Annotated in this window: 14 protein-coding genes; 5 read left to right on the plus strand and 9 right to left on the minus strand. The window is 41.4% G+C overall.

Features of this window, described 5'->3' with window-relative positions; genetic code table 11:
- Positions 1 to 53 precede the first annotated feature (53 nt).
- Positions 54 to 1,538 (plus strand): serine hydrolase, encoded by a 1,485-nt coding sequence (locus tag P0Y49_15840; protein ID WEK18263.1) that lies wholly within the window; start codon positions 54 to 56, stop codon positions 1,536 to 1,538.
- A gap of 13 nt (positions 1,539 to 1,551) precedes the next feature.
- Here P0Y49_15840 and P0Y49_15845 read toward each other — a convergent pair whose 3' ends face one another.
- Positions 1,552 to 2,514 (minus strand): hypothetical protein, encoded by a 963-nt coding sequence (locus P0Y49_15845; GenBank protein WEK18264.1) that lies wholly within the window; start codon positions 2,512 to 2,514, stop codon positions 1,552 to 1,554.
- A 668-nt stretch (positions 2,515 to 3,182) separates the two neighbouring features.
- On the opposite strand from P0Y49_15845, the gene P0Y49_15850 reads away from it, so the two are divergent.
- The 3 genes from P0Y49_15850 to P0Y49_15860 all read left to right on the plus strand — a co-directional run bounded on the left by P0Y49_15850 (position 3,183) and on the right by P0Y49_15860 (position 9,818).
- Complete coding sequence (locus P0Y49_15850; GenBank protein ID WEK18265.1) at positions 3,183 to 6,335, plus strand: SusC/RagA family TonB-linked outer membrane protein; 3,153 nt, start codon at positions 3,183 to 3,185, stop codon at positions 6,333 to 6,335.
- 19 nt (positions 6,336 to 6,354) lie between these two features.
- The gene (locus P0Y49_15855; GenBank protein ID WEK18266.1) at positions 6,355 to 8,349 is read left to right on the plus strand and encodes a SusD/RagB family nutrient-binding outer membrane lipoprotein; all 1,995 of its coding nucleotides are present in this window, start codon (positions 6,355 to 6,357) and stop codon (positions 8,347 to 8,349) included.
- A 245-nt stretch (positions 8,350 to 8,594) separates the two neighbouring features.
- Positions 8,595 to 9,818 carry a transglutaminase domain-containing protein gene (locus P0Y49_15860; protein ID WEK18267.1) on the plus strand — a complete coding sequence of 408 codons (1,224 nt, stop codon included), beginning with the start codon at positions 8,595 to 8,597 and terminating at the stop codon, positions 9,816 to 9,818.
- A 14-nt stretch (positions 9,819 to 9,832) separates the two neighbouring features.
- Here P0Y49_15860 and P0Y49_15865 read toward each other — a convergent pair whose 3' ends face one another.
- The gene (locus P0Y49_15865; GenBank protein WEK18268.1) at positions 9,833 to 11,293 is read right to left on the minus strand and encodes an alpha/beta fold hydrolase; all 1,461 of its coding nucleotides are present in this window, start codon (positions 11,291 to 11,293) and stop codon (positions 9,833 to 9,835) included.
- Positions 11,294 to 11,353: 60 nt separating this feature from the next.
- Positions 11,354 to 12,160, minus strand: coding sequence for a helix-turn-helix domain-containing protein (locus tag P0Y49_15870; protein ID WEK18269.1), 807 nt, complete (start codon positions 12,158 to 12,160; stop codon positions 11,354 to 11,356).
- A gap of 270 nt (positions 12,161 to 12,430) precedes the next feature.
- On the opposite strand from P0Y49_15870, the gene P0Y49_15875 reads away from it, so the two are divergent.
- Entirely contained in the window at positions 12,431 to 14,398 is a 1,968-nt protein-coding gene (locus tag P0Y49_15875; GenBank protein WEK18270.1) for an ATP-binding protein, read from the plus strand.
- A gap of 92 nt (positions 14,399 to 14,490) precedes the next feature.
- Here P0Y49_15875 and P0Y49_15880 read toward each other — a convergent pair whose 3' ends face one another.
- From P0Y49_15880 to P0Y49_15905, 6 genes are all read right to left on the minus strand, one after another.
- Positions 14,491 to 16,446 (minus strand): OmpA family protein, encoded by a 1,956-nt coding sequence (locus P0Y49_15880; GenBank protein WEK18271.1) that lies wholly within the window; start codon positions 16,444 to 16,446, stop codon positions 14,491 to 14,493.
- A 39-nt stretch (positions 16,447 to 16,485) separates the two neighbouring features.
- Positions 16,486 to 17,454 (minus strand): type IX secretion system membrane protein PorP/SprF, encoded by a 969-nt coding sequence (locus tag P0Y49_15885; protein ID WEK18272.1) that lies wholly within the window; start codon positions 17,452 to 17,454, stop codon positions 16,486 to 16,488.
- 78 nt (positions 17,455 to 17,532) lie between these two features.
- Positions 17,533 to 18,849 carry a gliding motility-associated C-terminal domain-containing protein gene (locus P0Y49_15890; GenBank protein WEK18273.1) on the minus strand — a complete coding sequence of 439 codons (1,317 nt, stop codon included), beginning with the start codon at positions 18,847 to 18,849 and terminating at the stop codon, positions 17,533 to 17,535.
- A gap of 14 nt (positions 18,850 to 18,863) precedes the next feature.
- Positions 18,864 to 19,376, minus strand: coding sequence for a hypothetical protein (locus tag P0Y49_15895; protein ID WEK18274.1), 513 nt, complete (start codon positions 19,374 to 19,376; stop codon positions 18,864 to 18,866).
- Between the two features lie 18 nt (positions 19,377 to 19,394).
- Positions 19,395 to 21,464 carry a hypothetical protein gene (locus P0Y49_15900; GenBank protein ID WEK18275.1) on the minus strand — a complete coding sequence of 690 codons (2,070 nt, stop codon included), beginning with the start codon at positions 21,462 to 21,464 and terminating at the stop codon, positions 19,395 to 19,397.
- A gap of 65 nt (positions 21,465 to 21,529) precedes the next feature.
- Entirely contained in the window at positions 21,530 to 26,998 is a 5,469-nt protein-coding gene (locus tag P0Y49_15905) for a hypothetical protein (protein ID WEK18276.1), read from the minus strand.
- Position 26,999 lies beyond the last annotated feature (1 nt).

The raw sequence follows: 26,999 nt of genomic DNA on the forward strand, positions 1-26,999 counted from the left end.
TCGCTTTTTCTTTGAAAAACATTTAATGGTTTAACATAAAAGATTTATGCGATATGAAAACTTTCTATAGAACAGCATACGTCAAACAGTTTCAGGCGTTATTGGTCCTGGTTTTCTTGCTATTCAACATGGCGGCCCTGGGCCAGTCCGTAAAGAATAATATTGATATCTTTCTAAAAGGCATCATGAATTATTATGGCATACCAGGTATGCAGGTGGCGGTGATTAAGCAAGGGAAAATCATACATCTTTCAGCTTATGGGCTGGCCAATGTGCAGTTTTCCGTACCTGTTACTGCCAAAACATTGTTCCCGATTAACTCGGCAACCAAATGTTTTATCGGGATAGCCATTATGCAGTTGGTTGAAGCAGGTAAAATTAAACTGGATGATGTTGCAGAAAAATACCTGAATGACCTTCCTGAAGAATGGCGAAAAATTACCGTAAAACAGTTGCTTACTCATACTTCCGGACTTCCTGATATTGTAGATGGCAACAGCGGGAAAATGATTGCAGAAGGCGAAGACAGTATCGCGTTGGTTCAAGTCAAAAAACTACCGATCCATTTTCTTCCAGGCGAAAGGTCAGAATACAACCAAACAAACTATGTATTACTGGGTCTGATGATCGAACATATTTCCGGCACGCCATTCACTTCTTTTATAGAGCAGGGACAGTTTGTTCCGGCAAACCTGACACAAAGCCGTTTCGGCGATTCCCATGATGTCATACCGGGCCTATCCGAAGCTTATTCATATACATATAACAGGAACGGTTTATGGAGACGAAGCTCCGAATTAAAGCGTGTATTTGAAGAGTTTGCGCTCATCACGAGGCCAGCCGCTGGTATCAACAGCGCAGCGGGAGAAATAGCGCAATGGATGATTGCCCTGCTTGGCGGAAAATTTATCAATAAAACATCGATCAATATAATGTGGACTCCTGTCTATCACAACGATGGTTCTTTGGCTCCTAGGGCACTTGGTTGGTCTGTAAGCGGCAAGGGGCAACATCCGGCTGTTTCAGGAAGCGGAGGCATGCGCTCCGCATTTTCCTATTATCCCAATGAAGGGCTGGGTGTAATCATTCTTACCAATCTGCGCGGTGCTAATCCGGAAAGATTTATTGAACAGGTGGCCGGGTTCTATATTCCACAGTTGCACCCTTATACAGGGAATGCATTGCAGCCTGCCGCGAAAGCAATACATCAACAACTGCTCGAAAAGGGCTTCGGAAAAATAGCCAATGTGTATGCCGACCTCAGGCAGAAAGATGCGGAATTTAAACTTTCTGAATATGCTGTAAACGATTGGGGTTACATGTTGTTGCATACCGGGCATATAGATGAAGCCATTGAAGTACTGAAGCTCAACGTTCAGCTTTACTCCGGATCGGTTAATGTGTACGACAGTTTAGGAGAAGCTTACATGGTGGCGGGAAATAAAAAAAAGGCCATCGAGAATTATACTCGTTGCCTGCAGCTTCAACCTGGAAATGAGCATGCAAAAAAACAGCTACGGGTACTGCATGGTCGGTAATAGGCCGGATAGATTAGTCTAGACCGGTTCCCAGCAGTGTTTTCCATATCTGGAGATATACAGGATTCCGAATTCCTTCAACGTGGTAAGGATTAGCGTGCTCACTCCGCTTGTTGGCATTTTCGGAACGATTGGAAAGCGGATTTTGCAAAGCAAATATATGATCTCTGGGAATTTTTAATGCCCTGCAAATTTCAGCAATTTCTTTAGCCGCATTTTCATTAACATGATAGGTAGCATACCACCTATCGGCCGGTGTTACATTTTTATTATAGTACCAGCCCGCTATTTTTTTTGTTTTGCTATTTGAAAAGTCCCAGCCACCTGAGAAACTGATTACCCTGGAAACAGCTTCATTCTGCGCAATATATTCTGCCATACCACCACCCTGAGACTGTCCGACAACAGCAATTTTGCCCCAATTGGGCTTAGCAGAAATGCTATTAATATATTTATTCCACCCTCCCTGAGGGTCATTCTTGTCCAAATACTTTAGCAGATGCTGCAGCCTGGGAATAATAGCATCCTGTGGCTCATCTGGGATTCCTTCAAAGGTTCCATCTCCATATACTCGTTTTCTCCTGAATGCTGAAGCGCAATCCGAATCCGTTTCAAGCCTGTTACCCACACAAATCTGAGAAACACCTGGTGTTGAAATAAAGGAAAGTGATATGATTCGATATCCGCATTCAAGAGCTGTATTAATAAAGGTCTTTGGTATATTCAATGAATTTCCTCCAGTACCAGTTAGCCATAAAAGAATCTTGTTCTGACTTACCAATGGATTATAAATTATAACGCTTGGTGTATCACAATTTTTCACCAACGGATCTGTCACTCCCGGTTTAATTTTAAGTATTCTGTATACTGTCGTGTCAATCTTGTTCCCATTATTCTCCTGGGCATAGCCGCTTGTAAAAACCAGTAACATCTGGAACAACAATAAAATTCTCTGGGCAATATTTCTGCTAATCATACTATTTAATAATTGTTTGTAGCTCCTTCTTTCTACATAAAGGGCAATATAATGAAATTTTGGATCCAGCGTGATGGCATTGAATTAATACATATACTATCCTTTATTTATATTTAAACTGCTATTATGCTGCTATTATACTAGTAAAGCAGTAGCATACCAGTATAATAGCAGTACAAGACCAATAGGAGACCAGTATATATTATACACCAACACAGTTCACTTGACACTCCCGTTTGATGGTGTTTGTTTGAGTATTGTCTATGCAAGAGCGTGAACGACAGCCCCATCCGTACGGTTCAAGCCGGGCGAGCTAGACTTTTGCTAAACTTTGTGTTAAGACAAATTCATGAAGCGAAAGTATTAAAGATCAAAGCAATTGTAAATAACCAGTCATTTGAAATTAATTTAACCATCTGAAAATCAATCAATAAAATAAGAAATCACATCAAACATATATTAAATTAGTTTGAAATGTTTTTTATTCCTAATTTGTTATTGATTTCTTTTTAACCTAGAAAGATTATAGAGGGAATGAGTTCAAATAACTGAAAACTAGCTTCTAAAGCTCAGGGTATTTTGTCGGATAAGTGATTTTTTAGAGGTTTTGATAGTTCTTATTAATTGTGTAACAAAACAAATAATTATAAACAATCTAAAACTAAACGATGAGAAAACGCAGACTTTTTATTAGTTGGATCATGTGTGCATTTTTTTGCATGATCTCAGGCCCTCTGATGGCTCAGAGAGTCTCTATTAGCGGAAGGGTACTTTCGGAAGGAATACCTCTTCCTGGGGTATCAATTAAAGCAACCAACCCTCTCCGGACAACGGTTACCGATGCCATGGGTAGATTCACAATTATGGCAACCCCCGGAGAGATGCTGGAATTTAGCTATCTGGGCTATATTGCCCAAAGCCAGAAAGCAGGCAATAACATGCAGGTTTCCTTATTAGAATCATCCGCACAACTAGAAGGTGTGGTGGTTACTGCCCTGGGTATTAAAAAAGAACGAAAGGCGTTGGGCTATTCGGTTACCGAGTTAAATGCAGAGGAACTGATGAAAAATAAAAACACCAACATCGTAAATTCCTTAGCGGGTAAAATTCCGGGCGTAAATGTTACCCAATTTAGCGGTTCGGCAGGTGCAGGAGCATCTATCACCATTCGTGGAGGTACATCTACTTCTGAGACCCGTCAGAACCAGCCACTATTTGTTGTGGATGGTATTATTTATGACAACTCAACTACGGTAACGGGTAATTCAGGTACAGACGGTTTAACACGTAGCAATACCACCTATTCTAACCGCGTTATGGATATCAACCCTGAAGATATTGAAACTCTATCAGTTTTAAAGGGTGCTGCCGCGGCTGCCTTGTATGGTTCCAGGGCTGCCGATGGGGCGGTGATTATAACAACTAAAAAGGGAGCTGAAGGTGCTACGCAGGTAAACTTCAGTACCAGGATAAGTACCTCACAAGCTAATAAGTTGCCTGAGGTTCAAACCCAGTTTGGCCCGGGTTCTTATGCGGCTAATGGTGTTTTCAGTGACCTGAATGCTTATTCTTCATGGGGAAAAACGATTACCACAGCTACTCCGGTGTATGATAATATTGGGACCTTTTTTAGAAATGGGGCTGTGTATGACAATAACGTTAATGTTTCCGGCGGTTCAAAAAACGGTTCATTCTATTTATCGGCATCTAATTTTAATCAGTCAGGTATTGTACCCGGTACCGATTATGATAAAACGACTTTCCGTTTTAACGGCGAGCAGAAATACGGGAACTTAACGATAAATGCAAATGTAGCTTATTCTGTCGCTGATATGGACAGGACCTTAACAACCTCTGGTTTATATGGAAGTGGAGTGGGAAGTATGCAGGCATTGTACGGTTGGCCCACCGTATTTAATATAAAGGATTATCTGAATCCAGATGGGAGTCAACATCGTCCATATCAGGCAACGCTTAGTTTAAAAGATGATAAGGACAATCCTTACTGGATCATTAATAAAGATAAGTTAACATCCCAAACCAAGCGTTTTACCGGAGGTGTTACTGGTAATTATAAAATAGCCAGCTGGTGGGATGTTACTGCCCGTCTTGGTTATGATCAATATACCACCAATGATTATACCTACATTGCCCCGGGGTCGGCTGTTGCTGAATTATATCAGAATGGCCGTTTAAGCAAGGATATGGTTAATTATACCTTCCTTACCACTACCCTAATGAGCAGCTTTCATAAAACATTCGGAGATTTTGAGGCCCACCTCATGATCGGTGGTTCGACTGAAAATACTGAAATATTAATTCAGAACCATTACGGATATAATTTTGCAACCCCTGGTACCATCAGCTTAAACAATATTTCCAACACCAATAAATTTTTTACAGATGCCACCAAAAGAAAGCGCTTAATAGGTGCTTATGGTGAGGCAGGGATATCTTATAAAGGCATTGCTTATTTAACAGTGACCGGACGCAATGACTGGGCATCCACATTGCCTATAGAGAACTATTCTTATTATTATCCTTCCGTAAGCGGATCACTTATCTTTACTGAACTACTGCCGGAAAACAATATCCTTTCTTTCGGAAAAATCAGGGCAAGCTGGGCAAGGGTAGGTAAAGATACAGATCCTTACCAAACCAGTACATACGTAAATCCACCAATCAATATTGGTTCTTTTACCGGTGTGGGCAATCAATATGCTGCAGGTAATCCAAATTTAATACCCGAGATGCAGAATTCCTGGGAAATTGGTGGAGAGTTTAGATTTCTGAAGGGGCGTATTGGTTTAGATTATAGCTACTATAATAGCCCGACAAGAAATCAAATTGGGTCACCACGTTTAGCGCAATCCGGCGGATTTATTTTCAGCACGCTTAATAGTGGTACCGTAATTAACAAGGGTATGGAAATAGGACTGACAGGTAAACCTATCGCGCAGAAGAATTTCTCATGGGATGTAATGCTTAACTTTTCCTACAATAAAGGTAGATTGGGCGCCTTTATTCCGGGAATTGCCTATTTTTATCCTACAGATGCCCAGTTTGGAACAGTAAAAGCGGCATCTGTTCCTAATGGTGGTTTCTTCCTTGGAATGACTGGTCAGCCATATCTCCGTGAATTAGACGCAAATAAAGTAGAAATTCCAAATGGACGTTATCAGGTTGACCCAACAACCGGCTTGTATAAATTAAATACCAATAACCCGGTTGTAGGTAACCGTGAGCCAAACTTTATTGGCGGTTTCAATAACACCTTACGATACAAACAGCTCTCACTTTCATTCCTGATTGATATTCGTAAAGGAGGTGATGTGTTTAATGGTACCGAATATGCTTTGGTTTTAAATGGGTTAAGCAAAAGAACCTTACTAAACGACAGGCAATCGGTTACTGTAACCGGAGTTAACAGCCAAACCGGAGCAGATTTTATACAAACCTACGAAGCTGATAAAAGTTATCCCATCGGCACCACTACTGTTGCAGGTACAGCTATGATTCAACGATATTGGGAAAACTATGCGGCCAATTCCAATAACTTTATCACCTCGGTGAATTGGCTAAAATTACGCTCTTTATCCTTAACGTACGACTTTAAGGATATAGTGAAGAACGTAAAATTTATCAAGGGCTTGTCGGCTACGGCAGTAGGCACCAATCTTTTTACCATAACGAACTATAAAGGAATGGATCCTGAAGTAAGTGCTGCAGGAGGAACGGGCGGCTCAGGCTCTACGGGAATAGATTACCTCGGTGTACCTGCAGTCAGAACTTTCACCTTCGGATTAAATTTTCGTCTTTAATTACTTCAAAAAATAAATCATGAAAAAATTAAAATATATTATACTTGGATGCATACTCATAGTTGGGGTAACTTCCTGTAAAAAATGGTTAGATGTTAACGTAGATCCAGATAACCCAAACACCGAAACTGTAAAGATCGAAAACAGATTGCCCTGGATTCAGCACTTTTATATGTATTCGGCAGGAGTAACTAATTTCCGTACGGCCTGCCAGGCTGGTGTTTATTATGCCATTGCAGCTGCTCAAAACACGTTTTCTACCACATGGCAATGTTCCAATGCCAATTCCACCACTCCATACCAAACATGGTTTGTGGCCACATCTTCGAACGTGGAGGATATGTACAATAAAGCTAAAACACAGGGTGCTTATCATTATATGGCTGCAGCCGATGTTTTCCATGCATTAGGCTATATGCAAATGCTTGACCTCTATGGCGAAATGCCGTACACACAGGCAGCGACAGGAAATCCAAGCCCTAAGCCTGATGATGGCAAAACCATTTATTATGGATGTATGGCAAAATTGAACGAAGCCATCAGCCTGTTCAGTAAGGCACAGGAAGCAGGGGCGCCTGCGCTCGCAGCCGGTGATATGATTAACAAAGGTGATGCATCCAAATGGATAAAATTATGCTGGGGCTTGAAAGCCCGTTATATGCTTAAGCTATCAAAAAAATCAGATTTATATAATGCAGATTCTATTCTTTACTGTTTATCAAAAGGACCACAATCCATTGGCGATAATATAGTAGAACAAGGTCTTAATAACAGCACGGCAACTGATTATTTACTTGCCGATCCTGTAGTCACAAATGGAAACTTTAATTATGCCGGTTATGGTAACAATCAGCGTATTTCTCAGTTTTATTATAACTTGCTAACCAATTTGCGTGGTTCAAATGCAATAGATCCCCGGATGACCAAAATTGTACCTGCTTCCATGTCGAATGTTAAACTGGATGCCAATGGTAGAGTACAATCTTATACCTGGGTCCGTTCAATAGGTGTAGATTCCTATGGCTCCGCAACAAGACTGCTGAAAGCAGGTAGCCCTACTTCTATTGTAACGCCAGCTTACGCTACTACAAATACATCTATAAAGTATACCATATCAAACTTAAGTGACAGGACTGATTTTATTGCTTCTTTAGCTGCTAAAGGAAAAACGTATACTGTTAGCGGAAATGATATAACCATTACTTATCCGGTTGGTTCGATGTATATCAACAGTACTAATTATGTATATGCTGGCGATACGGTTTATGTAAACTTACGCAGTAACTCCATTGCCACTTCGGGAATAGCAGCTCAACCTCAGACAGATGTGAATTGGTATGTCAATTCTACAGCGTATACAGCTGGCGTGGTTGGCTCTACCGGTTCATACCAAATTCATCCGGTTTCTGATTTTGAGATTTTAACCTACCATGAAATGTGCTTTATTGAAGCTGAGGTGTATATGCGAAAAGGCCAAACCGGCAGTGCCTATACAGCTTATAGAAGAGGAATAGATGCGCACCTGAATATGATGCAGGCAAAATTGACCGAATGGCAAGGTGTATATGGTACAACAAATCCAGACATGAAACCAATGAGCTCAGCGGACATTTCTACCTATCTTTTAAGTAATGCGGTTGTTCAGAATGGAGGTGCTTTAACCATGCAGGACATTATGTTGCAAAAATATATCGCAATGGGATGCAGCCTTGAAAACTGGAACGATATGCGCCGTTTTAATTTTAGCGCAGGGAATGTAGGATCCTTTGGGATTGTTTATCCTGGTTATGACAGGGGGCCATTATTTACAGGTACTGCTCAATTAACGGGTGCTGGTAAAACTGATCCAAGATATTGGATGCGCCGTTGGGCATTACCACCGGTATATGAAATACAGTACAATTCTATAAATACACTTGCTTTAAATCCTCATGCAACTGATCCAAATATCTGGTCTATGCCTGTTTGGTGGGATACTGCCACAGATGCAGAGTATCAAAACTATCTTAAGTAACCTAAGTTCGGGTTAAGAATCATCCATCCCGATAAGCAATTTTAGTTGTAATTACTTTTGATGAGATTATCGAAATTTTCTTAAAATCAAAAAACCCTCTTTAAACTTAATTAAAGAGGGTTTAATGTACCCCTCAATGGGAATACTTTGAACACTTAGTGTTTACAATGACAGTCCCAGACTGTTTTTTGCTATGCAACCTTTTTTCGAATCAGAACGTCAACAGTTAAACTTAAATTTTATTTATGAAAAAGATACTATTGATTTCAAACCTTTGCCTAATTGTTTTTTTTGCTCAGGCTCAACAAAACAATGGAAATGCCTTTACCTCCTTTGTCAGTGCCTGTAGCAAAAGTATTAAGGAGGCTACTGCAGCTAAAGATTACGCTAAGGGGCTTGCTATAATTAATGAGGTGTTAGCGCGTTACAATGAGTTATCTCCGGAATTAAAGAAAGAATACCAAAGCTATGTTCCAAATATCTATTATTACCTAGCTCGTTTTACTGCTCTTGAAGGGCAAAAAGAAAAGGCGATTGCTTATTTTGGACAAGCTGTTGATGCGGGTTATTCCAACTATGCACACGCTGTTAAAGATAGTGATCTGGACAGATTGCGAAAGGATAAAAGATTTAGAGATGCCTTACAGCGGCTACGTGAAAAGGGGGATTATGGTAATATACTCAAAATATCAGGTGCGTATAATGTTGCCCAAAATGTCGGTTTACCCACGTTTTCTTACCAAGAAGCATCAGCGCCAGAGCTGGTTGCATTTAAAAATCAGTTTAATCTCGACTCCATAAGTGGTAATGGCGATGAGATCAGCAAGTTCAAAAACCTTTTGTATTGGGCGCATAATGTGGTTAGGCATGATGGATCATCGGATAACCCCAAATCGAGAAATGCAATTGACCTGATTGCTGTTTGCAAAAAGGAAAATCGTGGAGTTAACTGTAGGATGATGGCCACTATATTGAAGGATGCCTACCAGGCGATGGGCTTTAAATCACGTATGGTAACCTGTATGCCAAAAGATACGGCCGATTTTGACTGCCATGTAATCAATGTGGTATGGTCAAGATCACTGAATAAATGGCTCTGGATGGACCCTACGTTCAACGCTTATGTAAGTGATAACAAAGGCAACTTACTGAGCATTGAAGAGGTAAGGGCAAGATTGATCAACGGGAGTCCTTTGGTGTTGAACGATGGTGCCAACTGGAATAATCAGGAGAAAAAAACCAAGGAAAATTACCTTGATTATTACATGTCTAAAAACTTGTATTGGCTAAAATGTGCAGTGAAAAGTACTTGGGATCTTGAAACACGAAAAGGTGAGAAGCAATTTATCGAGTACGTAAACCTATATCCGGGTAAGTACAGTACCATACAGCAGCAAACTAAAAAAATAAGTGGTGATAACATTTCGTACGCTACCAATAATCCCAATTATTTCTGGCAAAAGCCATGAGCTGAGCATCACTATTACTCAACGGTAACACCACTTGCAATAGGCTTAAGCCGCTGCATCGGCGCTTTCATAAATTCGTCAAGATAGTTTACACCGCCAAATACATAACCTGGACCATGCCCTTTGTCATGCAAGATCAGCAGCTGCGCATTGGGCATACCACTTTTGATCAGCCGGTTATAATAAGGTCGGCACCAGGGATCTGCATCGCCTGCAGTGATCAGTGCCGGTACAGTAGAATATATCTTTTTCCGGATTGCTTTTCGTACAGGGCGCACCTGCCAGCAATCACAGACCAGGTGGTCCACATTGTTGAAGACATAACCAGCCAGCCACGGGAAACGTGTTTCCTCCTGTTTTTGGACTTTGGGATTAGCAAAGGCGATCTGTCCGCTGCAATAAACGGAGTAACGCATCGCCAAGCTTACAGATGGGTTACCCGCAAAATGACCATCCAATACCTCACGTACATAGGGTTCTGCTCGTCCGCTCAGGATCTCTGAGATCACCAATGGCACCGTTTTTACCTGCGCCGTATTGAGTCGGTTTACAATAGCGTCCAGTAGTTCCTGTTTGCCATAATGAATAATAGTACTGTCGGCACCGTTCTTTTCCAGATACCTGACCTGGAATCGTTTAGTTCCAAGATCAGTGAAGTAGTTATGAAAGCGGATTTTCAGATCTTTATAGACACTTCCCGAATCTGCCGCACAATTGGAAAACACTTGTTCCAGCGCTTCATTGATATTGTTTAGCGCACTTTCCTCATAAGTGACAAAAGATGGCAGCGGTGAATTCAGCACCAGCGTCCGCACACCTTCAGGATGCTGCTGCGCCATCGACAGCATCAGCCCACCGCTGTAGGAAATGCCGACCAGATTGAGTGAGTCAAGCCCAAGCTTCAGCCGCAGATCATTGATGTCCTCCACGCTTTCCGCCGTATTGTAGGCAGATAGGTCAATGCCCTGACTGATTAAATTCTCACGGGATTTTTTAACCGCCAGCATCACAAGGCTGTCTTTGTTCTTATCTTCGAGATAGCTCTGTTTTATCGCGTCATACACCTCATCGGCGTCCAGGTTCGGTATGGCCCGCTTTGTACCGCGCTGATCAAAAGCGATAAAGCCCCCGTACCTGAGAAAACCTGAGTTATAGCTGATACTGTCGATACCCGCCGTAGTACTGTAACCCGGCCCGCCTGTTATATAGATCGATACATTTTTGCGAGCGTCCTGGTCCGGACGTCGCACAAAGAAAAAGGGCAGCTTTATCTTGCGTCCTTGGGGCTTGCCCCGGTTCTCCGGCACCACCAGGTAGCCGGTCTTCAGGGTCAGCCGCGGGTCAGCCTTTACCAGTTTGGGACAAGGCTCAATAAGGACCGAATATTTTTGTGAAAATGCCGGTTGCCCAAAAATTTGCAATACTAGCCCGAGCGCTAAGGTCAGATATATGCGGATAAGAGAATAGACTTTCATACTTCAAAGTAACTTGAATTAGCTTGCGGCTTAAAGTAAAAAACGGACAATCTGCATATCTTAAAAAATCTCACTGATTTTTCGCCCCGTAAACTTGAATACATCCTTATAGAAATGCGCCGGATCATAGTAACCATAAGCCCAGGGCTTAAATCCATTAGGGCCGCTGATCATCGCCGTCAAGGCTGTTCTTGCCCGCAGCACTGAAAAGTAACTTTTAGGCGCTACACCGACCACCCGATTAAAATAGCGGGTCATACTTTTTGAAGTAAGGAACAGGCGTTCAGCAATTTCCGATGTATTCAGCTGCAAACCCGTGGCGGTATATTCGCCAATCGCCTCATTAACCATCCGCGAATAGTAGTCGGCCTTCTTTTTTCCCCGTATTGCGGTCAGCAGGAACGTCTCTATAACAGTTACCCGATCACAAAAAGACGAAGCGCCTTTCAGCTTAGCGAGCAATGCTACCGACACTATGCGATCCAGGCTAATAACACGGTCGCTCATGGACACTTGGTTAAGGCCCAGTACCGCTTCCAGCCCGCCTGGGTAAAACTTGACCGTAAAGATACGGTCGCCAGGCCGGTTTTGCCTCGTCACCGTCCCATTTCGCAGGATAAGGATATCCTGTTCATTATCGATGACGTGAAGTTTACCGCCGACATCAATCATATAGCCACCCGTCAGGTTAATATAGAAGGTCGGTGTCCAACTCTGGAACATCGTCACACTAGCATGGCCCCGATTAAAGTACAGCCCGCACTTTTCTGTAGAAGATTCTGAAAAGAACTCCACGTAAGGCAGCAACTCTCCGCACGGCTCAGTAAAGTCATAGATTTCCCGGATGTTCTGAAATATTTCTATCATAACATGATACTGTAGCTTAAGACGACGTATCTATTAAAAATGTTACGGACATGATTGCAATCCAACTTTAAATCCCGCAACAAATTAGTGAATTGATAAGTTCTTATAATAGTATTATTGAATTTCTTGATCTCAAAACAACGATTCTAACACTTGCTACCGAAATTGATGCCTTTTCCATCTGTATCCCTATCAACAGGTGATCAAAGAAAAATCAGACAAAAAATATCTTTCTGAGTTGGATTTAGAGGTTTTTATTTTTCTTTGTACATGAAATTACCTATTGTCCCCTTTGTGAAAAACAGATTTTACCCATCCAAGAGCATTTTTTATTTTCTGATTGTTTTCTTTCTTTTGCTGACCTGGCAAAGCCGGAAAGCCTTTGGCCAATCCAAGACAGATCCACAAAAAGAATTTGGCAAACTGAATGACGCATACTATTCTGGCAAAGTATCGGCACTACAGTACTTTATCAAGGCAGATTCCATTACACATCAGCTATTTTCTGAGGGCAGACATTTTGAGACCAAAGAACTACTTGATCTTCTAGACCTATATGAAGAAACAGCATGGAGCAAAACAGAATACGGACGCGCCCGCGTTAGCTATTACTTCCTTTTTTTCAACAATGCACGTATGTTTAAGAAGAAAGGCGCATCCATGTATTATGCGGAAAAAATTACCGAAGAATATAAAAAACAGGGTGAAGAACACCCCTTGGTTGAACAACTGCAAAAATGTAAGATCTATCAGGAGCAAAGGCTTTATAACAAAGTCATAGAGGTATTCAGGAACGAAAAAAAATACCTGGAAAGCCTCCCCATGCGCCTGCGACAGAACCGTACTGATGAGTCGGTCGGACTCAATGCCATGTATATTTTATCCCCGGTTCTGACGGGATATATCAAGATAAATGATACGGGATCGGTGCGTCGAACTGCGATATTGGCTAGGGAAATCGGTACAGCACTCCAACACAAATACCCGATCCGAAGGCCTCAGATGCTATACAACGATCTTTTAATGATTGACATTGAGCATTCTGTTGCTAATTTTGAACACAGGTATGGTGATGTAAAAAAACTGCTGAACCGTATGGAGGCTCTCAAAGCTACTTATAAGGACCAGGCGACAAGCTTTATCGATATTAATCTGGTGCGTCTGCGCTTAGAAAACTACCTTAACCTAAAGAATCCCGACAGTCTCCAATCCTACATTGCGAAATACGAATCTTCTTCGAATTTCGGCAAAAGCCAAAGCGCAGACCTTGCCGAATTCAAAGCCAAGCTACGGGTGATAAGAGGAGATTACCAAGGAGCCTACAGTCATCTTGCCGAGGCACTGGAGCTGGAACGGGACCTACAGGCAAGCCTTATGACAGAATCCAGCGATCTCCTGTACGCCTATACCCAGGCAGAACACAGTAGCATAGCACTTCAAAAGACGGAAAAAATAAAGCATCAACGGACGATGTGGCTGGTACTTATTTCTGTTTCTGCATCTGTTCTTATACTGGTCATCTATCTTACTATGGTTTATCGAAGCAAAAAAGCAAAGGCACAGGTAGAAGCGCTCAATAACATTGCAAACATGCAGATCGTTGCAATGGAGGAAGCAAGATATGAGGCCGTAAAGGAAGAACAACAGCGGCTGGGGCAGGATCTCCACGACGGACTTTCCTCTTCCATTGCATCCATCAGACACCAACTGGAAATTCTATCAATGGATACAGAGGATATGAATTTAAAAAACAGGCTTGGAAGACTACAATTGGAAACAGCAAAGGCCTACGAAACAACCCGGAACAAAAGCCACGAGTGGTTCAATGCTTCTGCAGGACAACTGGAACAGTCCTTTGAGAAACAGATCAAATTATTGACAGACAAGACACTACCCGACGACCGTTACAACAAGAATATCCACATTGACGACAACGCGATGAGCAAAGTTGGACCGGATATGCGAATTGCACTGCTCCATATCATCCAGGAAGCTATCACCAATATTATCAAACACGCCAGGGCAAAAAATATCGATATCCTGATCTACGAGGAAGTAGCCAGTCTTATCGTGGAAGTCATGGATGACGGGGTTGGTTTAGGGAAAATGAAATCTGGAAATGGGAAATCTGCCATAGGGTTGGAATCTATGTGCAGGCGTACCAAATACCTCAATGGAGATATCAAGATCAGTTCCCGAACAAAGGGCACCGAAATTGTGATAACAATTCCATTGTAATCCCTCGTATGGCCAAAATCCCCAGCCACTACTTGCTACGGACGCTATGATAGCAAATGTAGGACTGCAATGACAGATCGGCCAATCCTTTCTTATTTTTTAGTTATTTTAAACTCCGTCCTTCTGTTCAACTGATGATCCGTTTCTGAGCATTTAATACCATTAGCACATTTGTTCAATAAAATCTTTTCGCCGTAGCCTTTCGCCGTGATCCTATTTTTATCAATACCACGGTCGATGATATATTGAACTGCTGCATTTGCTCTACGTTGCGAAAGCCATTGGTTGTATTGATCATTCCCCCTGCTATCGGTATGTGACCCCAGTTCAATCCAGATTGTAGGATTATCTTTCAAAATTTTAACCAATTTATCTAATTCAATAGCTGCATCTGGTCGGATATTCGACTGGTCAAAATCATAATAAATATTTTCAATCTTAATGGCCTTCTCTAGTTCAATTTTCTCCAGATAAAGGTCTTTTTTGATTTCAGTAGAGGCTGCTAAATTATTTGTTGTAAGTATTGCAACATCAGCTCTGTAATTTGTTTTTTCTCCTGTTAATTGATAATCAGCGTTCTGGTCGAGGTTAAACCTGAAATTCCCTGTTTCATCTGTTTGAACTTTTAAAATTTGACTATTGTTGCGAGCAAGGCTCACTATAGTGTTCATCAACGGTTGGTTGCTCTTTCTATCAAATACCCTACCGCTCAATTTAAAATTTAAAATCTTCTCCGCCGTAAAACTATAAATGTCGTCGCTGCCATATCCATCTGCCCTATTTGAGCTAAAGTAACCTGTCAGTTCAGAAGTTTTTAAATAGGCAAAATCATCTTGCGGAGAATTTGTAGGATAACCTAAGTTTTTGGGTTCAGTAGTATTTCCTCCCAGCAATTGGGTTTTAAAGATATCCAAACCTCCCATTCCAATCCTACCATCAGTACTGAAATAGAAATTGTTATCACCATCAAGTATTGGCGTACGTTCGTTGCCTTTGGTATTGATTTCCTTTAAATTCCTGGGCAATCTCCAATCTCCATTATCATTGCGCTCGCTTACATAAATATCTGTTCCACCTAGTCCATTTGGCATATTAGATACAAAATAAAGCTGTTTGCCATCTTCGGTTATAAAAGGATCACCAACAGAATATTCATCTACTTTGTTATACTTAAATGGGACCGGATTTGTCCATTTACCTTGCGCATCTTTTTTGCTGGAATAAATCTCGATGTTTACAGTAGCTAATTTCCCCTTAACATACTTTGGTTTTTTGGGTATTCTGGTTAAAGTGAAAAAGACCTCATTTCCATCTTTCGTAAAGCTTGCTGGTCCAACATGATAATTTGTATTTACATTTAAATCAAAACTGAAAATGCTATCTTGATTTTTTCTATAAAGTTTTAGATAATGGTTTCCCGTCCAACCATAAATAAATCGATCTGGTTTTTTGCCATGATCAAACTTTAGGAAGGGCTTATTTACCGATGCTTTGTCATTCAGTGTACTTCTACGATCTGATGAAAAAACAATGCTTTGCCCGTAAACGGTTGCACCCCAATCTGATTGGGGAGTATTTAATGTCCTCTCATTAGTTATAACAATCCTGGAAGGATTTTCCAACCAATACCTGGCCGAATCACAGCTCAACATCCAAAGATTTTGTTGTTTTGCATCAACCGTTTTATTTAATTGTATATACTTTTTATACTGCTCTTTTGCTTCTGCATATTTTGAATTTTGCTGTAATGCTTTAGCATATTGCAGTACATTTTCTATTGGTGTGCTGGGCATTCCAACGGCAATGGCATACCAGCTTTCAGCTTGTTTGTAATTACTCTGATAGCCATAAGCTTGCGCTAGTCTTTCGGCCGCATGCAATGTTGGCTTCTTTTGATATGCCTGTTCATACAAATCAATAGCTTTTTTAAAGTTATAAAGCTCAAATTGCTTATTGGCTTCAAGCAGTACATATTGAGCCCGTACCTGAGTTTGGCTGATAAACAAAGTGATAACAATTATAATTAATTTGTATATGCTTTTTTTCATGTTTTTTCTCCAGGAATTTAGTTTAAACTTGAACAGAAACTAAAAATATCTCGGTGTAAGCATTCTCGTATTTTTTCGATTGAATAAATAGCTTATCGAAATTTCGTGTGTTCCACCACTATAGCCTTGAAACGGACCAATAGAAAAATCGTATGCATAACCAATTCTAAAGTTTTCTGTTGTTAGAAATTGTACAGCTATAACAGCCGAATTCAATTGGCTTAACTCTTTTTGTAGATAATTTTTATTATACAATTTTACTCCAGTACGGTAGGAACCTCCTACCCAAAACTTATTTACCAGGATAACGAAAGCATTTATATCCAAACTGGTTGGGCCTCCCCGATCATCTTTTAATAAAATCGACGGTTTTAATAAAATATCTTGATTTAAAGGGAACAATATACCTGCTGTTAGATAATAATGAGGTTTTAGCTGGGCAATAAAAGTATACCTATCAATTCTGTTATATTGAGATATCAGATTATCTGCCGAAAATCCTGCATAAAAACGATCATTAGAAAAGTAGACTCCAACTCTTGCATCAGGCACTATACTACTCTGGATACCAGCGGGCTGATAAACTTCAGTTTCGTTGGGGTTCAAGTTGGCTCCATCAATGCCCGATTGTACCGCTCCCACTCCAAGACCAAATGCAAGTCTTGCTGAGCCATCATGGTTCATGCGTAATCTATAGGCATAATTACCATACACAGCGTCGTTATGCTGAGCGCCCAAACGATCACTTGAAATTTGTAAGGCAAGACCAACATTTCCATCATTGGCAATGGCATCAACTGCTAATGACATGGTTTTAGGTGCCCCAGTAATACCAGCCCACTGATTGCGATAAAATGCATGAAGATTTAACTGTTCCCTGTACCCTGCATATGCTGGATTAATATAAATTCCATTGAACATATATTGACTGAACTGCCCATCCTGTTGGCCATTAACCACATTGGAGAATAAAAAAAGTAAGCTTAATATCTGTAATATCCTTTTCATGTTTTTCAAATATGTTGGTTGAACAATGGTCGACAACTAGCTAAACAAGATAATTGTTCACCAACTTGTACATTAATATTAAAATGTCCTAATCAAAGTGATATATCCTTTAAATACTTGCCATTCACCTTCTGTACGCTCTTTCACCCGAAGAATATAATAGTAAGTACCTTCATTCAAGCCCTCTCCTGTCCAATTATTTCGATAGTTATGAGATTTATACACCTCGTTACCCCAACGATTTACAATGGTAAGGTCGTTTTCAGCAAATAGCTCTAATCCTCGTATTTCAAAAGCATCGTTTTTACCATCGCCATTAGGGGTATAAAGGTTCGGAATAAATAACGATGCCCCTGAAACAGCTAGTTTAGTAAAGTAGCTACCATTAGCTGCCATATCAGTTGAAACCATTATATTATTCCGCGTATGCACTCCCGGAGCAGGATTAGTTCCTTTTAAAATATCCCATCTATCGCCGCTTATGTAGCGAGAAATCGCCGCATTTCCATCTGTAAAAAGGTTCCTATTTGTTATGCTATTGTGCTGTAATGTCATTAATGCAATTGCAGAAGATGAACCGTATATGTGCCATACCCTGTCCATACTTTGATCCTGATTTTTAACTGTTTTATCTGCACTTGCATAATCTTGCACACTCACAAATAACTTATTGGCACTTTGGGTTGTTAGTGTTGCAGGTGTATAATCATTTTCTGCAATACCTACCGGGAAAACAAATGAATCTGCACCGGCATATTCTTTGACCAAGTGACCAACAATACTATTTCCGGTAATTACCATACGATCTTTGCTGAAATTTGTAATTTTCCCACTACTGTTGAATGCTAAGTTATGCCCGTTAAGAACTACATCGGCACCATTAACTGCAAGATCTAAAGTACCTCCCATATTTAATGTCGCCGATAATACCCCACTTGGGTTTGTAATTCCAAACCCAGGATCATTAATATCTTTTAATAGGATATTATCGGAATTGCGATGTTCAATTAATAAGTTAATGAAGTCTGAATTGTTTCCATCGATATTGCTTGGTCCGGATGCCATCGATGTATAAAATGGATTACTCCCTGGATTATAAATCACAATTTTACCAGAACCCCTAAACGTTGCTCCAGGCGCAATCCAAATATTCTTACTATAAATTTCTAATGTACCATCGATTTGCCAGTTCGCATTCGGACCAAAATAAGTACCCTCACTAAAACGCTGTTCTGTTGTACCAGCAGAAACTGTAACAACAGAATTATCTACAGTCATACTTCCGGAACCTGTTTGGGCCACACTTGTTTGTACCAGGCATATAAATGCGACAAGTATTAAACCACATAGCTCTAAACGTCTTTTAATAATTTGCTCCATTTTAAAAAAGATCATTTGATACCTCGTTTTTATTTCCAATAGTTCCAAACTTTTCCATCAAACACAGCTAATGCCTTTCTATTTGTATCATAGCACATCATGCCAGGATATGGGCTTTTTACGTTAAGATGCGGATTTGAAATTTTAGGCAGAATCATAGCTTTGTTTGCAGATTCCAATACCAAAACACCATCTGCCGAGGTGGATCTTGCACCGATTACTGTTTGCTTTCCATTATCAACAGTGCCACTATATGGCGCTATAGGTACCATTCCTGCAATATCCCCTGCTCCGGATAATTCAACCCACACATTATTCTGGAACATCTTAATTTTTTTGTCCGTTTTATCAAGTAAAAAAGTTCCGTTAGCAGGTGATACCGGTAAAGTTTCAACGGCGGGTAAAATGATACCCTTTGTGGTGCCAGAAGCAAAATCCAAAACTGTAGATGTTCCATCAACTGTTTTTTTCTCAACAGCGGTTTGAGCCAATACACCTAATCTAAAACCCAATAGTATTAATATTAAAAATCTTTTCATCATCTTCAAGTTCGTATCTGTTTATAAACAACTTTTAGTCAGGCAATTCCAAGTTGTCCCATTGTATAACTTAACACAATTAGCGGCTAAATCATAAATTAACATGCCTTCTTTAGGGTCGGTAATTGCAGCAGAAGAGCTCACCCTAGTTATAACAAAACCTTTTTTCTTCGATTCAACAACAATAAACCCATTCGGCACGTTAGCTGGCCATCCTGTTGTTCCGCCAGTAAAGCCCTCTAGATCAGAAATACCGGTTTTACTAATTTCTCCTGGTTGATCGAAAACACCTGGCTGTGTACAACCATTAATATCTGTATCTGTTGCTTGATTGTTACTCAAATCAGGATCTACAATGTTAGTTGGTGGGGATATAGTTACTGTATTTACTAAATCGCCAGTAAAAGAAGCGGGAACCAAAACCGTAACCGTGTAAGTAACTGTTCCATTTACAGGTAAGGATACCAAATCGTTAATTGCTCCAATTTGAGTGCCGGTAACTGCTGTTCCGCTACCGGCAGAAGCAACAGCTGTGTAACTAACATTAGCATTAGGGATTCCTAACGGTACATTATCCAGAACACTAGCATTAAGCACTCCGAAAGGGCCATTATTTTTTACAACAATGGTATATACCCTACTTGATCCAGGGGTGTAAGTAGTTGCATTATCAGTTTTAGTAACTGAAAGATCTGCACTAAAAGTAATGGGAGCAGTTACACAGTGGGCACCATCGTTATTACCACTTAATGGTGCATCGGAAATAAGCGTCCTAGCTCCCGTGGTTAAATTAAACTGGAAAAAGCCTCCTGCATTGTCAATACCATAAATAGGACCTGTACTTGATGCAAAAAGCGCTCCGAAAGTTGCCGTACCTGGAGAAGTTCCAATAAAAGTAACAGCACCACTTGAAGGATTAATAGTGAATAATGTACCATCGAAATCAACGCCATATAATAACCCTGTGGTTACGCTATACGCCAAATCAGATGGTCGTGAAGATTGGCTTAATACGATTGTACTTGCTGTTTGTGTATTTATATTTACCTTATACAAGGTGGAATTAGCCCCTGAAGCTTTAATGTAATAATTCCCGAGGTGATCTATCTCTCCACTATTATAGTTAGTTGTTCCAGTTACAGCTGGTAAACCCGTAACAGCCCCCATATCTGTAATGGTGCCCGAAAGATCAATTCTAAGAAGATTGTTGCTCAAAGTCTTCATAGCATAGATATAACCATCGACTGGATTAAAACCAGCTGCATTGTATTGATACGCTGCTGCTGAGCCGATAATAGGGAAAGTGAAAGGATTTGTAGAAGTCAGTATATTATATAGCCCTGTATTGGTATTTTGTATTAAATACATCTGCGAATTGCAATCAAATGGCAAAGGAGAAACTACCAGGCAAATATTGCCAACATTATTAGTAATATTTGAGCTCACATTAGTAATATTGACTGCCGTATTGGTAAAAGCTGCTGGGTTACTTCCACAGCTTGCATTTCCTTGGCCGGGCATATTGGTAACATCTACCGTAATTGTAGCCGTAGAGCTTGCAGCCTGACTATAGCCAGATACAGTAACTACGTTTCCTCCACCAACTGCTGTTACCGTACCGCCTGTTAAACCAGTAACTACCACATTAGGGTTGGCGGCCAAACGCAAACCGCTTGGCAAATTATCCGTAAAAGATAAATTGGTTTGCGCAACGCTACCGGAAGTAGTATTATTAAGGGTAAAAGTATAAGTCGCTGTACCACCAGAAGGAATATTTGCAGGGGAAACACTTTTAGTAAGAACTGTATTAGGAGCTGAAGTTGCGAAAAAGAATTTAGATGTAGTATAACCTCTGGTATAAGGATAGAAATTATGCGCTCTATCAGCAGGAGAAAGTGTCATTCCATCTACATTCGGAATATCATTTGCATTGGAAGAATTATCTTTCCAGGCAGTAGAGATAGTTCCTGCATCGTCTGATTTTACCCAGAAATCAAGACCTAAAACCCCTCCAGGCGTTTGTCCATGTAGTTTTGATATGGAAATACAAGCCAGGAAAGCGGATAATATTAATACGTATAGTGTTCTCATAGTCTTCGTTGATGGATTCTTTCCTTCAAAGCAGAAAGGGATCTCATTAAGATTTTCTTTTCCTGTTATTGCTTAGTATTCAATAACTGCTCTAGTTTTTTCAAGCGTTCTTCCAATTCGTTAGTTTTATTTTGAAGTGCTTTGATCTCCTTATCTTTTTGGTTCAACTTATCATTCATCTCAATTACATGCAGATACAACTCTTCTAGTTTCTCTAATTGTTGCATAGACAATTGGGTTAAATCTATGTTGTAACCATTTTTACCTACATTAACTTCTGAAATTGGTGTTACGCCTGGTAAGTGCTTATTAGCTTTGATAAACTCGGCAACCTCTTTTAAAGATTTGAATTTGTAATCTTTATAGATCTTAGAGAATCCGTTGAAATAATCTTCAAATACATAATCAGCGTAAACACTATTCGTTGTCCAGATTTTACCAGTAGTAGAAATATCTCCAGCTACATGTAATTTAGGTTGGATTGTTGAGCCTCCTACTACAAATGATGGAGCAGTAGTAGCACCTATAGCCAGTTCACCAGTTGAGGTTAATGTCATCCTGCTTGAACCATTCGTTTTAAAAGTAAGAGGTGTAATTACTGATGTTCCGATAGACAAACCAGTAGATCCAGCACCAGAAGCATTTATTTGTGCGAGGCTACTCGCATCCGTATATAGTTCTAGCGAACTGGTAGTTGCCCCTGAACCACCAATGATACCTAAGGATCCTCTGGTGCTACCTGTTGCAGCTAATCTTCCTTGTGTACCTGTATTCGTCACCGTAACATTATTTCCATTACCAGAAAACCTCAAGAAGTTATCCCCTGTAGTCACAATTCTATTCGATGCTAATGTTCCGTTATTGGCGTAGATATTGGTATTCAAATCGGTAATCGCAGCAGTTCTTAGAATTCCTGTATTATCTGCTACAACTATTCTGTCTGTCGTTGGGCTTCCAGCAGCGCCAAAAATATCGCGGATACGTACATTTCCACTACCTATATCTAATTTTTCTGAAGGCGAGTCAGTAGCTATACCAACATTCCCCTCACCAGTAATACGCATTTTTTCAGTACCGTTACTCCCAGTCCCAATAGAGGTGCTAAAGGTAATGGGTGCCGAAACGTTAGTTCTGTTCGTACTCAAATTCAAACTAGTGCTATTACCCCCAATAGTTATCAGCGCCTCGGCATTTTCAAATTGCTGGATGAACAGGTTACTATCATCACCACCATACATGCTTAGCGAAGCTCTCCCGCCTGAACCAGACTGGTTCATACTTCCATCGGCACTCCAAAAAGTTTGTTGTTTAGTGCCATTAAAAGTAAGTTGCTGGTTGTTAAGTCCAAGTGTGCGGGTAGAAGTAAGCGTACCATTTGCATTATAAATATTATTCATCGATAGCATGGGTATAGATTTTAACACCCCAGTTGTTGGATCTGCAACAACTAAATTATCTGTAACTGTACCGGCTTGTAAACCTGCAACTGCTATTGTATTGGTGGCGTTAGCGGTAATTGTGGTTGGTTTAATCAAAGCGCCACCTAATTGGGTATTTGCACCTGTTTTGGTTAAGCCATTATCCGCAGTATTTGCTGTTAGGGCAGTCAAATCTATTGTTTTCGTATTTCCTCGCTCTAAAGTAAGCGTAAGTATTTTTGTAGCTGCGTCAACCGAAAAATCTGTAATAGTTTGGTTATCGGTATCAATAACTGTATTATTAATGATATATGGACTAGCTGTAGTTCCAGTGCCAGTAATGCTGATACCAGTTCCTTCTTGCGTAACACCACCTTGACCATCCACGCCATTTGTACCGTTGATACCGTTTGTTCCTGCAATACCCTGAATACCTTGTGCGCCAGCATCTCCTTTAGGACCTTTGATGTTACCGCTAGAACCCCAGGTCGTGCCATTGTAAGCATAAGTTTCACCTGTAGTCGTATTGATATAGGTATCACCTGTTGCACCGGTTCCAGTTGGTGCAGTAGCACCACTGCTTACTGAAGTCCCGTTTGCACCATTGGTTCCGTTTGTACCATTCGTCCCATTAGTTCCTGCAATACCCTGAATACCTTGTACACCAGCATCCCCTTTAGGGCCCTGAATGCTGCCATTGGAAACCCAGGTCGTACCATTGTAAACATAGGTCTCGCCTGTAGTTGTATTGATATAGGTATCACCTGTTGCACCAGTTCCAGTTGGGGCAGCAACACCACTGGTTACTGAAGTTCCGTTTGTACCATTGGTTCCGTTTGTTCCTGCAATACCCTGAATACCCTGTGCGCCAGCATCTCCTTTAGGACCTTGAATGTTGCCGTTAGAAACCCAGGTTGTCCCATTGTAAACATAGGTCTCACCTGTAGTCGTATTGATATAGGTATCACCTGTTGTACCGGTTCCAGTTGGGGCAGCAGCACCACTGGTTACTGAAGTACCGTTAGTACCATTTGTCCCGTTAGTTCCTGCAATACCCTGAATACCCTGTGCGCCAGCAGCGCCGGTTGCTCCTTTCGGACCCTGAATGTTACCGCTAGAAACCCAGGTTATACCATTGTAAACATAAGTCTCACCTGTAGTCGTATTGATATAGCTATCCCCTGCTGCACCTGGACCAGTTGGAGCAGCAGCACCACTGGTTACTGAAGTACCGTTTGTACCATTGGTTCCGTTTGTACCATTCGTCCCATTAGTTCCTGCAATACCCTGAATACCTTGTACACCAGCATCCCCTTTAGGGCCCTGAATGCTGCCATTGGAAACCCAGGTCGTACCATTGTAAACATAAGTCTCACCTGTAGTCATATTGATATAGGTATCACCTGTTGCACCGGTTCCAGTTGGTGCAGTAGCACCACTGGTTACTGAAGTCCCGTTTGTACCATTGATTCCGTTTGTACCATTCGTCCCATTAGTTCCTGCAATACCCTGAATACCTTGTACACCAGCATCCCCTTTAGGGCCCTGAATGCTGCCATTGGAAACCCAGGTTGTACCATTGTAAACATAAGTCTCACCTGTAGTCGTATTGATATAGGTATCACCTGTTGCACCGGTTCCAGTTGGTGCAGTAGCACCACTGGTTACTGAAGTCCCGTTTGTACCATTCGTCCCGTTAGTTCCTGCAATACCCTGAATACCCTGTGCGCCAGCAGCGCCGGTTGCTCCTTTCGGACCCTGAATGTTACCGCTAGAAACCCAGGTTGTACCATTGTAAACATAAGTCTCACCTGTAGTCGTATTGATATAGGTATCACCTGTTGCACCTGGACCAGTTGGTGCAGTAGCACCACTGGTTACCGAAGTACCGTTTGTACCATTGGTCCCGTTAGTTCCTGCAATACCCTGTATACCTTGTGCACCAGCAGCACCGGTTGCTCCAGCATCCCCTTTAGGGCCATGAATGCTGCCATTGGAAACCCAGGTCGTACCATTGTAAACATAAGTCTCACCTGTAGTCGTATTGATATAGGTATCACCTGTTGCACCGGTTCCAGTTGGTGCAGTAGCACCACTGGTTACTGAAGTCCCGTTTGTACCATTGGTCCCGTTAGTTCCTGCAATACCCTGTATACCTTGTGCACCAGCAGCACCGCTTGCTCCAGCATCCCCTTTCGGACCTTGAATGTTACCGCTAGAAACCCAGGTCGTACCATTGTAAACATAAGTCTCACCTGTAGTCGTATTGATATAGGTATCACCTGTTGTACCGGTTCCAGTTGGTGCAGCAGCACCACTGCTTACTGAAGTCCCGTTTGTACCATTGGTCCCGTTAGTTCCTGCAATACCCTGTATACCTTGTGCACCAGCAGCACCGGTTGCTCCAGCATCCCCTTTAGGGCCATGAATGCTGCCATTGGAAACCCAGGTCGTACCATTGTAAACATAAGTCTCACCTGTAGTCGTATTGATATAGGTATCACCTGTTGCACCGGTTCCAGTTGGTGCAGTAGCACCACTGGTTACTGAAGTCCCGTTTGTACCATTGGTCCCGTTAGTTCCTGCAATACCCTGTATACCTTGTGCACCAGCAGCACCGCTTGCTCCAGCATCCCCTTTCGGACCTTGAATGTTACCGCTAGAAACCCAGGTCGTACCATTGTAAACATAAGTCTCACCTGTAGTCGTATTGATATAGGTATCACCTGTTGTACCGGTTCCAGTTGGTGCAGCAGCACCACTGCTTACTGAAGTCCCGTTTGTACCATTGGTTCCGTTTGTTCCTGCAATACCCTGTATACCTTGTGCACCAGCAGCACCGGTTGCTCCAGCATCCCCTTTAGGGCCATGAATGCTGCCATTGGAAACCCAGGTCGTACCATTGTAAACATAAGTCTCACCTGTAGTCGTATTGATATAGGTATCACCTGTTGCACCGGTTCCAGTTGGTGCAGTAGCACCACTGGTTACTGAAGTCCCGTTTGTACCATTGGTCCCGTTAGTTCCTGCAATACCCTGTATACCTTGTGCACCAGCAGCACCGCTTGCTCCAGCATCCCCTTTCGGACCTTGAATGTTACCGCTAGAAACCCAGGTCGTACCATTGTAAACATAAGTCTCACCTGTAGTCGTATTGATATAGGTATCACCTGTTGTACCGGTTCCAGTTGGTGCAGCAGCACCACTGCTTACTGAAGTCCCGTTTGTACCATTGGTCCCGTTTGTTCCTGCAATACCCTGTGCGCCGGTTGCTCCAGTAGCGCCAGCTTCTCCTTTCGGGCCTTTGATGTTACCATTAGAAATCCAGGTTGTGCCATTGTAAACAAAAATTTCTCCTGTAATCGTATTGATATAGCTATCACCTGCTGTCCCATTTCCATTAACAGGATTACCTGTTCCGATGCTTACCGAACTACCTTTCGGTCCGGGAGCACCTGCAACACCCTGAGGCCCTATAGGGCCTTGAGCACCTGTCGCACCCTTAATATTCGTCCATGTATTGTTTTGTGAGTTATATACATAAGTGCCACTATCGTTGATTACAACGGTAACTCCTGCTGCAGGACCACCAGGCTGACCAGGCTGACCGGGTGCACCTGTTGTGCCTTCCATATTTTGCACATGTATAGTACCAGAGGTACCCTTTGCCAAAATCCACTTCGTTCCATCATTATAGTAAATACCTGGTACCACATCATTCTGAGCAGTAGTATTATAAACCATCATACCAGCTACATGCATATTCAGCGGATAAGCATCCGTAGTAAGCTTTAAGGCAACCCGCACATGTAACATACCCTTGTTAGTACTCTCCAATTCAAGAATGGCGTCTTTGTTCGGCAAGCCATTACCACCAACTGAACCATCTTTTATCTTTTGCTGAGCAGAAACCACCGTAGAGAAGCCTAATATCAAGCTAATCCACATGACTTTTTTCATGATATTGGCTACGTCATAATACAAAAGGTTTTTAAAAATATTAGCTTTAAAAACCGCACCTTTTTTAGGATCGTTTCCAGATATAAAACCAATTATTTCTTTTTGATGGGCATGAGCTTTTCCCGTAGATAACAGGGATTTTAATTTTATCTTCATT

The organism is Candidatus Pedobacter colombiensis, from assembly GCA_029202485.1.
Taxonomy (GTDB): Bacteria; Bacteroidota; Bacteroidia; order Sphingobacteriales; family Sphingobacteriaceae; genus Pedobacter; species Pedobacter colombiensis.